Source organism: Enterobacter sp. RHBSTW-00318, from assembly GCF_014101375.1.
Classification (GTDB): domain Bacteria; phylum Pseudomonadota; class Gammaproteobacteria; order Enterobacterales; family Enterobacteriaceae; genus Enterobacter; species Enterobacter ludwigii.
Genome location: NZ_JABXQH010000001.1, coordinates 2844091 through 2856511, shown reverse-complemented (window position 1 = coordinate 2856511; position 12421 = coordinate 2844091). Strand labels below are relative to the sequence as shown.

General features: G+C 53.8%; 11 protein-coding genes. All 11 read left to right on the top strand.

From position 1 onward, the window contains the following. Positions 1-25: 25 nt before the first annotated feature. Positions 26-496 carry a F0F1 ATP synthase subunit B gene (gene atpF, locus HV157_RS14155; RefSeq protein ID WP_003862370.1) on the top strand — a complete coding sequence of 157 codons (471 nt, stop codon included), beginning with the start codon at positions 26-28 and terminating at the stop codon, positions 494-496. A gap of 14 nt (positions 497-510) precedes the next feature. After that, on the top strand, positions 511-1044 hold the full coding sequence (gene atpH, locus HV157_RS14150) for a F0F1 ATP synthase subunit delta (protein WP_014172281.1): 534 nt from the start codon (positions 511-513) through the stop codon (positions 1042-1044). A gap of 12 nt (positions 1045-1056) precedes the next feature. Beyond that, entirely contained in the window at positions 1057-2598 is a 1542-nt protein-coding gene (atpA, locus tag HV157_RS14145; protein ID WP_006808751.1) for a F0F1 ATP synthase subunit alpha, read from the top strand. A gap of 51 nt (positions 2599-2649) precedes the next feature. Then, entirely contained in the window at positions 2650-3513 is an 864-nt protein-coding gene (gene atpG / locus HV157_RS14140; RefSeq protein WP_020882764.1) for a F0F1 ATP synthase subunit gamma, read from the top strand. 31 nt (positions 3514-3544) lie between these two features. Then, positions 3545-4927, top strand: coding sequence for a F0F1 ATP synthase subunit beta (gene atpD, locus HV157_RS14135; protein ID WP_006177559.1), 1383 nt, complete (start codon positions 3545-3547; stop codon positions 4925-4927). A gap of 20 nt (positions 4928-4947) precedes the next feature. Then, positions 4948-5367, top strand: coding sequence for a F0F1 ATP synthase subunit epsilon (locus HV157_RS14130; protein WP_006177560.1), 420 nt, complete (start codon positions 4948-4950; stop codon positions 5365-5367). A gap of 305 nt (positions 5368-5672) precedes the next feature. Beyond that, a complete protein-coding gene (gene glmU, locus HV157_RS14125; RefSeq protein WP_182268055.1) occupies positions 5673-7043 on the top strand; it encodes a bifunctional UDP-N-acetylglucosamine diphosphorylase/glucosamine-1-phosphate N-acetyltransferase GlmU in 1371 nt (456 codons plus the stop codon). Between the two features lie 228 nt (positions 7044-7271). After that, entirely contained in the window at positions 7272-9101 is a 1830-nt protein-coding gene (gene glmS, locus HV157_RS14120) for a glutamine--fructose-6-phosphate transaminase (isomerizing) (protein WP_032679281.1), read from the top strand. Between the two features lie 321 nt (positions 9102-9422). Next, on the top strand, positions 9423-10463 hold the full coding sequence (gene pstS, locus HV157_RS14115; RefSeq protein ID WP_014172287.1) for a phosphate ABC transporter substrate-binding protein PstS: 1041 nt from the start codon (positions 9423-9425) through the stop codon (positions 10461-10463). Between the two features lie 80 nt (positions 10464-10543). Next, positions 10544-11503 (top strand): phosphate ABC transporter permease PstC, encoded by a 960-nt coding sequence (gene pstC / locus HV157_RS14110; RefSeq protein ID WP_014172288.1) that lies wholly within the window; start codon positions 10544-10546, stop codon positions 11501-11503. Then, on the top strand, positions 11503-12393 hold the full coding sequence (gene pstA / locus HV157_RS14105) for a phosphate ABC transporter permease PstA (protein WP_014172289.1): 891 nt from the start codon (positions 11503-11505) through the stop codon (positions 12391-12393). Before pstC ends, pstA begins: the two co-directional genes overlap by 1 nt. Positions 12394-12421: the final 28 nt, after the last annotated feature.

Here is a 12421-nt window from a genome sequence, read left to right as displayed (position 1 = left end):
ACAGATATTAAAGAGGTATTGTGCTGTGAACATGAACGCAACAATCCTCGGCCAGGCCATCGCGTTTATTCTCTTTGTCTGGTTCTGCATGAAGTATGTATGGCCGCCTTTAATGGCTGCCATCGAAAAACGTCAGAAAGAAATTGCTGACGGTCTGGCTTCTGCAGAACGCGCTAAGAAAGATTTGGACCTTGCACAGGCCAACGCGACAGACCAGCTGAAAAAAGCGAAAGCGGAAGCTCAGGTTATCATCGAACAGGCTAACAAACGCCGTTCGCAGATCCTGGACGAAGCCAAAGCTGAAGCAGAACAGGAACGTACTAAGATCGTGACACAAGCTCAGGCTGAAATTGAAGCTGAGCGTAAACGTGCTCGCGAAGAACTGCGTAAGCAGGTTGCGATTCTGGCTGTTGCTGGCGCCGAGAAGATCATCGAACGTTCCGTGGATGAAGCTGCTAACAGCGACATCGTGGACAAACTTGTCGCTGAACTGTAAGGAGGGAGGGGCTGATGTCTGAATTTGTTACGGTAGCTCGCCCCTACGCCAAAGCAGCTTTTGACTTTGCTGTCGAACACCAAAATGTCGATCGCTGGCAGGATATGCTGGCGTTTGCCGCTGAGGTGACGAAAAACGAACAAATGGCCGAGTTGCTTTCTGGTGCGTTAGCGCCTGAAACTCTCGCCGCGTCGTTTATCGCCGTGTGCGGAGAGCAACTGGATGCCAATGGTCAGAACCTGATTAAGGTAATGGCAGAAAATGGTCGTCTCCGTGTGCTCCCGGATGTTCTCGAGCAGTTTGAGCACTTACGTGCCCTTAGTGAAGCTACCGCTGAAGTCGAAGTGACTTCTGCGACTGAACTGAGTGATGAACAGCTTGCGAAAATTACCGCCGCGATGGAAAAACGTCTGTCACGCAAAGTTAAGCTGAATTGCAAAATCGATAAGTCTGTAATGGCAGGCGTAATCATCCGTTCGGGTGATATGGTCATTGATGGCAGCGTACGCGGCCGTCTTGAACGCCTTGCAGACGTCTTGCAGTCTTAAGGGGACTGGAGCATGCAACTGAATTCCACCGAAATCAGCGAACTGATCAAGCAGCGCATTGCTCAGTTCAGTGTTGTGAGCGAAGCTCACAACGAAGGTACTATTGTTTCTGTAAGTGACGGTGTTATCCGCATCCACGGCCTGGCCGATTGTATGCAGGGTGAGATGATTTCCCTGCCGGGTAACCGTTACGCTATCGCACTGAACCTGGAGCGCGACTCCGTAGGTGCAGTTGTGATGGGTCCATACGCTGACCTCGCCGAAGGCATGAAGGTTAAGTGTACTGGCCGTATTCTGGAAGTGCCGGTTGGCCGTGGCCTGCTGGGTCGCGTTGTTAACACCCTGGGTGCGCCAATCGACGGTAAAGGTCCGGTTGAGCACGATGGCTTCTCCCCAATCGAAGTTATCGCACCAGGCGTTATCGACCGTCAGTCCGTTGATCAGCCAGTGCAGACTGGTTATAAGTCCGTTGATGCCATGATTCCAATCGGTCGTGGCCAGCGTGAACTGATCATCGGTGACCGTCAGACCGGTAAAACCGCGATGGCTATCGACGCCATCATCAACCAGCGTGACTCCGGCATCAAATGTGTGTACGTGGCTATCGGCCAGAAAGCGTCCACCATTTCTAACGTGGTTCGTAAACTGGAAGAGCACGGCGCGCTGTCTAACACCATCGTTGTTGTGGCGACCGCTTCTGAATCTGCTGCACTGCAATACCTGGCACCATACGCCGGTTGCGCAATGGGCGAATACTTCCGTGACCGCGGTGAAGATGCGCTGATCGTATACGATGACCTGTCTAAACAGGCCGTTGCATATCGTCAGGTTTCCCTGCTGCTCCGTCGTCCACCTGGACGTGAAGCGTTCCCTGGCGACGTATTCTACCTCCACTCTCGTCTGCTGGAGCGTGCTTCCCGCGTTAACGCGGAATACGTCGAGAACTTCACCAAAGGTGAAGTGAAGGGTAAAACCGGCTCTCTGACCGCGCTGCCAATCATTGAAACCCAGGCGGGTGACGTTTCTGCGTTCGTTCCGACCAACGTAATCTCCATTACCGATGGTCAGATCTTCCTGGAAACCAACCTGTTTAACTCCGGTATTCGTCCGGCAGTTAACCCGGGTATCTCCGTATCCCGTGTGGGTGGTGCTGCTCAGACCAAGATCATCAAGAAACTGTCCGGTGGTATTCGTACCGCGCTGGCACAGTATCGTGAACTGGCTGCGTTTTCTCAGTTCGCATCCGATCTGGACGAAGCAACCCGTAAACAGCTGAGCCACGGTCAGAAAGTGACCGAGCTGCTGAAGCAGAAACAGTACGCACCAATGTCTGTTGCTCAGCAGGGCCTGGTTCTGTTCGCGGCTGAACGCGGTTACCTCGAAGATGTGGAACTGGCGAAAATCGGTAGCTTCGAAGCCGCTCTGCTGGCTTACGTCGACCGTGATCACGCTCCGCTGATGCAAGAGATCAACCAGACCGGTGGCTATAACGACGAAATCGAAGGCAAGCTGAAAGCTATCCTCGATTCCTTCAAAGCAACCCAATCCTGGTAATCGTCCGGCGGCTTGTCTCAGGACAAGCCGCCTGGCATTGAGGAGAAGCTCATGGCCGGCGCAAAAGAGATACGTAGTAAGATCGCAAGCGTCCAGAACACGCAAAAGATCACTAAAGCGATGGAGATGGTCGCCGCTTCCAAAATGCGTAAATCGCAGGATCGCATGGCGGCCAGCCGTCCTTATGCAGAAACCATGCGCAAAGTGATTGGTCACCTTGCAAACGGTAATCTGGAATATAAGCACCCTTACCTGGAAGAACGCGACGTTAAGCGCGTGGGCTACCTGGTGGTGTCGACCGACCGTGGTCTGTGTGGCGGCTTGAACATTAACCTGTTCAAAAAACTGCTGGCGGATATGAAAGCATGGTCTGAAAAAGGCGTTCAGTGCGATATCGCAATGATCGGCTCTAAAGGCGTCTCTTTCTTTAACTCCGTTGGTGGCAACATTGTCGCTCAGGTGACGGGTATGGGTGATAACCCTTCCCTGTCCGAGCTGATCGGCCCGGTTAAAGTGATGTTGCAGGCTTACGATGAAGGCCGTCTGGACAGACTGTACGTTGTCAGCAACAAATTTATTAACACCATGTCTCAGGTTCCAACGCTCACTCAGATGCTGCCTTTACCGGCATCAGAAGATGACGAGCTGAAGCAAAAATCCTGGGATTACCTGTATGAACCCGATCCGAAACCGCTGTTGGATACCCTGCTGCGTCGTTACGTTGAATCTCAGGTTTATCAGGGCGTTGTAGAAAACCTGGCCAGCGAGCAGGCCGCACGAATGGTGGCGATGAAAGCCGCGACCGATAATGGCGGCAGCCTGATTAAAGAGCTGCAGTTGGTTTACAACAAAGCTCGTCAGGCCAGCATTACTCAGGAACTCACCGAGATCGTCTCGGGGGCCGCCGCGGTTTAACCAGGTTTACGAATTACGTAGAGGATTCAAGATGGCTACTGGAAAGATTGTCCAGGTAATCGGCGCCGTGGTGGACGTCGAGTTCCCTCAGGACGCCGTACCACGCGTGTACGACGCGCTTGAGGTACAGAATGGTAACGAGAGCCTGGTGCTGGAAGTTCAGCAGCAGCTCGGCGGCGGTATCGTGCGTACCATCGCGATGGGTTCTTCCGACGGTCTGCGTCGTGGTCTGGAAGTTAAAGACCTTGAGCACCCGATCGAAGTCCCGGTAGGTAAAGCAACACTGGGTCGTATCATGAACGTATTGGGTCAACCAATCGACATGAAAGGCGACATCGGTGAAGAAGAGCGTTGGGCTATCCACCGCGCAGCACCTTCCTACGAAGAGCTGTCCAGCTCTCAGGAACTGCTGGAAACCGGCATCAAAGTTATCGACCTGATGTGTCCGTTTGCGAAGGGCGGTAAAGTTGGTCTGTTCGGTGGTGCGGGTGTAGGTAAAACCGTAAACATGATGGAGCTGATCCGTAACATCGCGATCGAGCACTCCGGTTACTCCGTATTTGCGGGCGTAGGTGAACGTACTCGTGAGGGTAACGACTTCTACCACGAAATGACCGACTCCAACGTTCTGGACAAAGTATCCCTGGTTTACGGCCAGATGAACGAGCCACCAGGAAACCGTCTGCGCGTTGCGCTGACTGGCCTGACTATGGCTGAGAAGTTCCGTGACGAAGGCCGTGACGTTCTGCTGTTCGTTGATAACATCTATCGTTACACCCTGGCCGGTACTGAAGTATCTGCACTGCTGGGTCGTATGCCTTCAGCGGTAGGTTATCAGCCGACGCTGGCGGAAGAGATGGGTGTTCTTCAGGAACGTATCACCTCTACCAAAACCGGTTCTATCACCTCCGTTCAGGCGGTATACGTACCTGCGGATGACTTGACTGACCCATCCCCAGCCACCACCTTTGCGCACCTTGACGCAACCGTGGTACTGAGCCGTCAGATCGCGTCTCTGGGTATCTACCCGGCCGTTGACCCGCTGGACTCCACCAGCCGTCAGCTGGATCCACTGGTTGTGGGTCAGGAACACTACGACACCGCGCGTGGCGTACAGTCCCTGCTGCAGCGTTACCAGGAACTGAAAGACATCATCGCCATCCTGGGTATGGATGAGCTGTCTGAAGAAGACAAACTGGTGGTAGCACGTGCGCGTAAGATCCAGCGCTTCCTGTCCCAGCCGTTCTTCGTTGCGGAAGTATTCACCGGTTCTCCGGGTAAATACGTTTCCCTGAAAGACACCATCCGTGGCTTTAAAGGCATCATGGAAGGCGAATACGATCACCTGCCGGAGCAGGCGTTCTACATGGTTGGTTCCATCGACGAAGCCGTGGAAAAAGCCAAAAAACTTTAACGCCTTAATCGGAGGGTGATATGGCAATGACTTACCACCTGGACGTCGTCAGTGCAGAGCAACAAATGTTCTCTGGTCTGGTCGAGAAAATCCAGGTAACGGGTAGTGAAGGTGAACTGGGTATTTTCCCGGGTCACGCACCGCTGCTCACCGCCATTAAGCCTGGTATGATCCGCATCGTTAAACAGTTCGGTCATGAAGAGTTTATCTATCTGTCCGGCGGCATTCTTGAAGTGCAGCCTGGCAGCGTGACCGTTCTGGCCGATACCGCTATTCGTGGCCAGGATCTCGACGAAGCACGAGCCCTGGAATCGAAGCGTAAGGCTGAAGAGCACATTAGCAGCTCTCATGGTGACGTGGATTACGCTCAGGCGTCTGCGGAGCTGGCCAAAGCGATCGCGAAACTGCGCGTTATCGAGTTGACCAAAAAAGCGATGTAACACCGGCTTGAAAAGCACAAAGCCAGTCTGGTTTCCAGGCTGGCTTTTTTTATGGTTTCGTATCACACCGATCTTTATTCATGATCCAAAAGAATAGCTAAACTATTGTGTGTGCTAGCGACTTATCGCGAGAAGGCTATTTTCCAGAGAAAAAGGGGTTTACTCTGCCCCTAAAAATCGCCTCAAATAGCCATTATTGGCTGATGTTGAACGTTTTACCGCCATTCCATTTTATGACGCAAAATATGTAGAATTTTCAACGTCAACGGGTTTAACTTCTTACTCAAATTACAGTCAGGACGCGTATGTTGAACAATACAATGAGCGTGGTCATCCTTGCCGCCGGTAAAGGTACCCGCATGTATTCCGATCTTCCAAAGGTACTGCACACGCTGGCAGGAAAGCCGATGGTGCAGCATGTCATTGATGCCGCTAATGAACTGGGTGCCCGTCAGGTCCATCTGGTCTATGGTCACGGCGGCGATCTGCTTAAAAAGACGCTGAACGATGACAAACTCAACTGGGTGCTTCAGGCAGAACAGTTGGGGACCGGACACGCCATGCAGCAGGCCGCCCCGTTCTTTGCGGATGACGAAGATATTCTGATGCTTTACGGCGACGTCCCGCTGATCTCTGTCGACACCCTTGCCCGCCTGCGTGAAGCTAAACCGCAGGGTGGCATCGGGTTGTTAACTGTCGTGCTTGACGATCCGACCGGCTATGGCCGCATTACCCGCGAAAACGGTAACGTAACGGGTATCGTTGAGCATAAAGATGCCAGCGACGCACAGCGTCAGATTCAGGAGATCAACACCGGTATCCTGATTGCCAATGGCGCGGACCTGAAGCGCTGGCTGTCGAAGCTCACCAACAATAATGCGCAGGGTGAGTACTACATCACCGACATCATCGCGATGGCCTATCAGGAAGGGCGTGAGATTGCGGCGGTTCATCCGGCACGGATTAGCGAAACCGAAGGGGTGAATAACCGCCTTCAGCTTTCCCACCTGGAACGCGTTTATCAGTCCGAACAGGCTGAAAAACTGCTCCTGGCAGGCGTTATGCTGCGCGACCCGGCGCGTTTCGATCTGCGCGGGACCTTATCTCACGGGCGCGACGTTGAAATCGATACTAACGTTATCCTTGAAGGCAACGTCACGCTTGGCCACCGCGTCAAAATTGGTGCCGGTTGTGTTATCAAAAACAGCGTCATCGGTGACGACTGCGACATTAGCCCGTACAGCGTGGTTGAAGATGCACATCTGGACGCGGCATGCACCATTGGGCCGTTCGCACGCCTGCGCCCTGGCGCTGAATTGCTCGAAGGCGCCCATGTTGGCAACTTCGTTGAGATGAAAAAAGCGCGTCTGGGCAAAGGTTCCAAAGCCGGCCATTTAACCTACCTGGGCGATGCAGAAATTGGCGATAACGTGAACATTGGTGCAGGAACAATCACCTGCAACTATGACGGTGCCAACAAGTTTAAAACCATCATCGGTGATGATGTTTTTGTCGGTTCTGATACCCAGCTGGTGGCACCAGTGACGGTCGGGAACGGGGTAACCATTGCCGCCGGGACGACCGTGACGCGCGATGTCGCCGACAATGAGCTGGTGCTGAGCCGCGTGCCGCAGGTTCACAAGCAGGGCTGGAAACGCCCGGTGAAGAAAAAGTAACGACCTGCACCCTGCTCTCTCCCGCGAGGAGAGCGCTCGTTCGGTGCGGTGTTTTTCGCCCTCGCCCCTATGGGGAGAGGGTTGGGGTGAGGGGATAACATAATCCTCCCCCCAAAGGCAGTACTTATAACAATAACCCCACTCTCTACAAGGCTCGGGGTGCCCGGAAAGGGCAAATACAGGTCAGCGACAACGCATGGCATAACGCCATAATCAGGAAATTAAACTATGTGTGGAATTGTTGGCGCAGTTGCGCAGCGTGATATTGCTGAAATCCTTCTCGAAGGTTTACGTCGTCTGGAATACCGTGGTTACGACTCTGCCGGTCTGGCGGTTGTGGATGCAGAAGGGCATATGACCCGTCTGCGTCGTCTCGGTAAAGTGCAGATGCTGGCCCAGGCTGCGGAAGATCATCCGCTGCACGGTGGCACGGGTATTGCGCACACCCGCTGGGCGACCCACGGCGAACCGTCTGAAGGCAATGCGCACCCGCATGTGTCCGAACACATCGTGGTCGTGCATAACGGCATTATCGAAAACCACGAACCGCTGCGCGAAGAACTTAAAGCGCGCGGCTATACCTTCGTCTCTGAAACCGACACCGAAGTTATTGCTCACCTGGTTCACTGGGAGCTGGAGCAGGGCGGTACACTGCGTGAAGCGGTGCTGCGCGCGATCCCTCAGCTGCGCGGTGCATACGGTACGGTAATCATGGATTCACGCGATCCGTCCACGCTGCTGGCCGCACGTTCCGGTAGCCCAATGGTTATCGGTCTGGGCATGGGCGAGAACTTTATCGCCTCTGACCAGCTGGCACTTCTGCCGGTTACCCGTCGCTTTATCTTCCTGGAAGAGGGTGATATCGCGGAAGTGACGCGTCGCAGCGTGACGGTATTCGATACCAAAGGCGAGCAGGTGAAACGCCCGGAGATCGAATCCAATCTGCAGTACGACGCAGGCGACAAAGGCGCTTACCGTCACTACATGCAGAAAGAAATTTACGAGCAGCCGAACGCCATCAAAAACACCCTGACCGGGCGCATTAGCCACGGCGAGGTGGACCTGAGCGAACTGGGCGCCAACGCCAATGAGCTGCTCGGTAAGGTTGAGCATATTCAGATCGTGGCCTGCGGTACCTCCTACAACTCCGGTATGGTCTCCCGCTACTGGTTTGAATCCCTGGCCGGTGTCCCGTGTGACGTGGAAATCGCTTCAGAATTCCGCTACCGCAAATCCGCGGTGCGTCGTAATAGCCTGATGATCACCCTTTCCCAGTCTGGCGAAACGGCGGACACCCTGGCGGCGCTGCGTCTCTCTAAAGAGCTGGGCTATCTGGGCTCTCTGGCCATCTGTAACGTGCCGGGTTCTTCGCTGGTTCGTGAATCCGATCTGGCGCTGATGACCAATGCAGGCACGGAAATCGGCGTGGCCTCCACCAAAGCGTTTACCACTCAACTGACCGTTCTGCTGATGCTGGTGGCGAAACTGGCGCGTCTGAAAGGACAGGATGCGGCTGTTGAGCATGACATCGTTCATGGCCTGCAGGCGCTGCCAAGCCGTATTGAGCAGATGCTGTCTCAGGACAAACGCATTGAAGCGCTGGCGGAAGATTTCTCTGACAAACATCACGCCCTGTTCCTCGGCCGTGGCGATCAGTATCCAATTGCGCTGGAAGGCGCGTTGAAGCTGAAAGAGATCTCCTACATCCACGCGGAAGCTTACGCAGCAGGCGAGCTGAAACACGGCCCGCTGGCGCTGATTGACGCAGACATGCCGGTCATCGTTGTGGCACCTAACAACGAACTGCTGGAAAAACTGAAGTCCAATATCGAAGAAGTCCGCGCCCGCGGTGGTGTACTGTACGTCTTCGCCGATAAAGACGCCGGCTTTGCGAGCAGCGACAATATGCACATCATCGATATGCCGCATGTGGAAGAGGTGATTGCCCCTATCTTCTACACCGTTCCGCTGCAGTTGCTGGCCTATCACGTCGCGCTGATCAAAGGCACTGACGTTGACCAGCCACGTAACCTGGCGAAATCGGTCACCGTAGAATAATCCCCTCAGGCTCCACCTTCGGGTGGAGCTTTTTTACCCTTCCTGGTTTGTTTTTAATCAACCCATCCGCATTTTTATTTATGACAATCTGTCATCTTCAGCTACTTTTTTCAGTGTCACATAAAGAAAATATTTCTGAAAACTTGCTGTCATGTAAGTGGTTAACTAGATGATAATTAAATGAATTTTTACTGATATTTAAGTTAAATTTTCATTGTCATAAAACTGTCATAATTCGTACATTTATCTGTCACCTGTTTGTCCTATTTTGCTCATCGTAGCCACTAAACAACGATTTACGAAAATCTTGCAGGAGACATTATGAAAGTTATGCGTACCACTGTCGCAACTGTTGTCGCCGCGACCTTATCTCTGAGCGCGTTCTCTGTATTTGCAGAAGCAAGCCTGACTGGCGCTGGTGCAACCTTCCCTGCGCCGGTGTATGCCAAATGGGCGGATACCTACCAGAAAGAAACCGGTAACAAGGTTAACTATCAGGGTATCGGCTCCTCCGGTGGCGTAAAACAAATTACCGCGAATACCGTTGATTTCGGCGCATCAGACGCTCCACTGTCTGATGACAAACTGGCGCAGGAAGGCCTGTTCCAGTTCCCGACCGTTATCGGTGGTGTTGTGCTGGCCGTTAACATTCCAGGCCTGAAATCAGGCGAGCTGGTCCTGGACGGCAAAACCCTGGGTGACATCTACCTCGGTAAAATCAAAAAATGGGATGACGAAGCCATCACCAAACTGAACCCGGGTGTCAAACTGCCTTCGCAGAACATCGCAGTGGTTCGTCGTGCAGATGGTTCCGGTACCTCTTTCGTTTTCACCAGCTACCTGGCGAAAGTGAACGAAGAGTGGAAATCTAAAGTCGGTTCCGGCTCTACCGTTAACTGGCCAACCGGTCTGGGTGGTAAAGGCAACGACGGTATCGCCGCGTTCGTACAGCGTCTGCCTGGTTCTATCGGCTATGTAGAGTATGCGTATGCTAAGCAGAACAACCTGTCCTACACCAAACTGGTTTCTGCCGATGGCAAGCCAGTCAGCCCGACTGAAGAGAACTTTGCTAACGCTGCAAAAGGCGCTGACTGGAGCAAATCCTTCGCTCAGGATCTGACTAACCAGAAAGGCGATGGTGCGTGGCCAATCACCTCTACCACCTTCATTCTGGTTCACAAAGAGCAGAAGAAACCTGAGCAGGGCGCTGAAGTGTTGAAGTTCTTCGACTGGGCGTACAAAAACGGCGGCAAACAGGCTAACGCGCTGGATTACGCCACCCTGCCGGACAACGTGGTTGAGCAGATTCGCGCTGCATGGAAAACCAACGTGAAAGACAGCAGCGGTAAAGCATTGTATTAATTTAGTATTCTGACGAAAATGGCGGGTGGCGCTCGCGCTACCCGCCGATTTCGTAAACGCGTTTAACAGAAGAGTGATTTATGGCTGCAACAAAGCCTGCATTTAACCCTCCGGGTAAAAAAGGTGACATGATTTTCAGCGCGCTGGTCAAACTGGCTGCGCTGATTGTGCTATTGCTGCTGGGCGGCATTATCGTGTCCCTCATTTTCTCCTCCTGGCCGAGCATCCAGAAATTCGGTTTCTCCTTCCTGTGGACCAAAGAGTGGGATGCGCCGAACGATATCTACGGTGCGCTGGTGCCGATTTACGGCACGCTGGTGACGTCGTTTATCGCCCTGCTGATTGCGGTGCCGGTGAGCTTTGGTATTGCCCTGTTCCTGACGGAACTGGCGCCGGGCTGGCTGCGTCGTCCACTGGGTATCGCCATTGAACTGCTGGCCGCTATTCCAAGTATCGTATACGGCATGTGGGGCCTGTTTATCTTTGCTCCCCTGTTCGCAACGTACTTCCAGGAACCGGTGGGTAATGTTCTCTCCGCCATTCCGTTTGTCGGCACCCTGTTCTCTGGCCCGGCTTTCGGTATCGGTATTCTGGCTGCGGGGGTGATCCTCGCCATTATGATTATTCCGTACATTGCGGCGGTAATGCGCGATGTCTTCGAACAAACGCCGGTGATGATGAAAGAGTCGGCCTACGGCATCGGCTGTACCACCTGGGAAGTTATCTGGCGCATCGTCCTTCCGTTCACCAAAAATGGGGTGATTGGCGGCGTCATGCTGGGTTTAGGCCGTGCTTTGGGTGAAACCATGGCGGTGACCTTTATTATCGGTAACACCTACCAGCTCGACAGCGCCTCCCTCTACATGCCGGGTAACAGTATTACTTCCGCACTGGCGAATGAATTTGCCGAAGCGGAATCCGGGCTGCACGTCGCGGCGCTGATGGAACTGGGCCTGATCCTGTTTGTGATTACCTTCATTGTGCTGGCGATCTCCAAGCTGATGATCCTGCGTCTCGCAAAAAATGAGGGGGCACGCTAATGGCAACTCTCGAAATGCAAAGCACCACTGCGCTGGCGGAATCCCGTCGCAAAATGCAGGCGAAGCGTCGTTTCAAAAACCGCGTTGCGTTGACGCTCTCAATGGCAACGATGGCGTTCGGTCTGTTCTGGCTGGTCTGGATCCTGTTCTCGACCGTTGTACGCGGCATCGACGGGATGTCGCTGTCACTGTTCACCGAGATGACGCCGCCGCCAAATACGGCGGGCGGCGGCCTGGCGAATGCCCTGGCGGGCAGCGGTTTGCTGATCCTCTGGGCGACGGTAGTTGGTACACCGCTTGGCATTATGGCGGGGATTTATCTGGCGGAGTACGGGCGTAAATCCTGGCTGGCAGAGGTGATTCGTTTCATTAACGACATCCTGCTGTCTGCGCCGTCTATCGTGGTCGGTCTGTTTGTTTACACCATTGTGGTGGCGCAGATGGAACACTTCTCCGGCTGGGCAGGTGTGATTGCGCTGGCGCTGCTGCAGGTACCTATCGTCATTCGTACCACCGAGAACATGCTGAAACTGGTGCCGGATAGCCTGCGTGAAGCGGCTTACGCGCTGGGCACGCCGAAGTGGAAAATGATCTCCGCGATTACGCTGAAAGCCTCCGTATCGGGGATCATGACCGGTATCCTGCTGGCCATTGCCCGTATTGCAGGCGAAACGGCGCCGCTGCTGTTTACTGCCCTCTCCAACCAGTTCTGGAGTACGGACATGATGCAGCCGATCGCCAACCTGCCGGTGACGATTTTTAAATTTGCGATGAGCCCATTCGCGGAATGGCAGCAGCTGGCCTGGGCCGGGGTGCTGATCATTACCCTTTGCGTACTGTTGCTGAACATTCTGGCGCGCGTCATTTTCGCGAAGCAGAAACACGGTTAAATTTTTACGGCGCGGCAGATCGCGGCGC

Bases quoted from the DNA above. Each gene is read 5' to 3' on its own strand.
- atpH (WP_014172281.1), top strand. From the start codon at position 511: ATGTCTGAATTTGTTACGGTAGCTCGCCCCTACGCCAAAGCAGCTTTT.
- atpA (WP_006808751.1), top strand. From the start codon at position 1,057: ATGCAACTGAATTCCACCGAAATCAGCGAACTGATCAAGCAGCGCATT.
- atpG (WP_020882764.1), top strand. From the start codon at position 2,650: ATGGCCGGCGCAAAAGAGATACGTAGTAAGATCGCAAGCGTCCAGAAC.
- atpD (WP_006177559.1), top strand. From the start codon at position 3,545: ATGGCTACTGGAAAGATTGTCCAGGTAATCGGCGCCGTGGTGGACGTC.
- HV157_RS14130 (WP_006177560.1), top strand. From the start codon at position 4,948: ATGGCAATGACTTACCACCTGGACGTCGTCAGTGCAGAGCAACAAATG.
- glmU (WP_182268055.1), top strand. From the start codon at position 5,673: ATGTTGAACAATACAATGAGCGTGGTCATCCTTGCCGCCGGTAAAGGT.
- glmS (WP_032679281.1), top strand. From the start codon at position 7,272: ATGTGTGGAATTGTTGGCGCAGTTGCGCAGCGTGATATTGCTGAAATC.
- pstS (WP_014172287.1), top strand. From the start codon at position 9,423: ATGAAAGTTATGCGTACCACTGTCGCAACTGTTGTCGCCGCGACCTTA.
- pstC (WP_014172288.1), top strand. From the start codon at position 10,544: ATGGCTGCAACAAAGCCTGCATTTAACCCTCCGGGTAAAAAAGGTGAC.
- pstA (WP_014172289.1), top strand. From the start codon at position 11,503: ATGGCAACTCTCGAAATGCAAAGCACCACTGCGCTGGCGGAATCCCGT.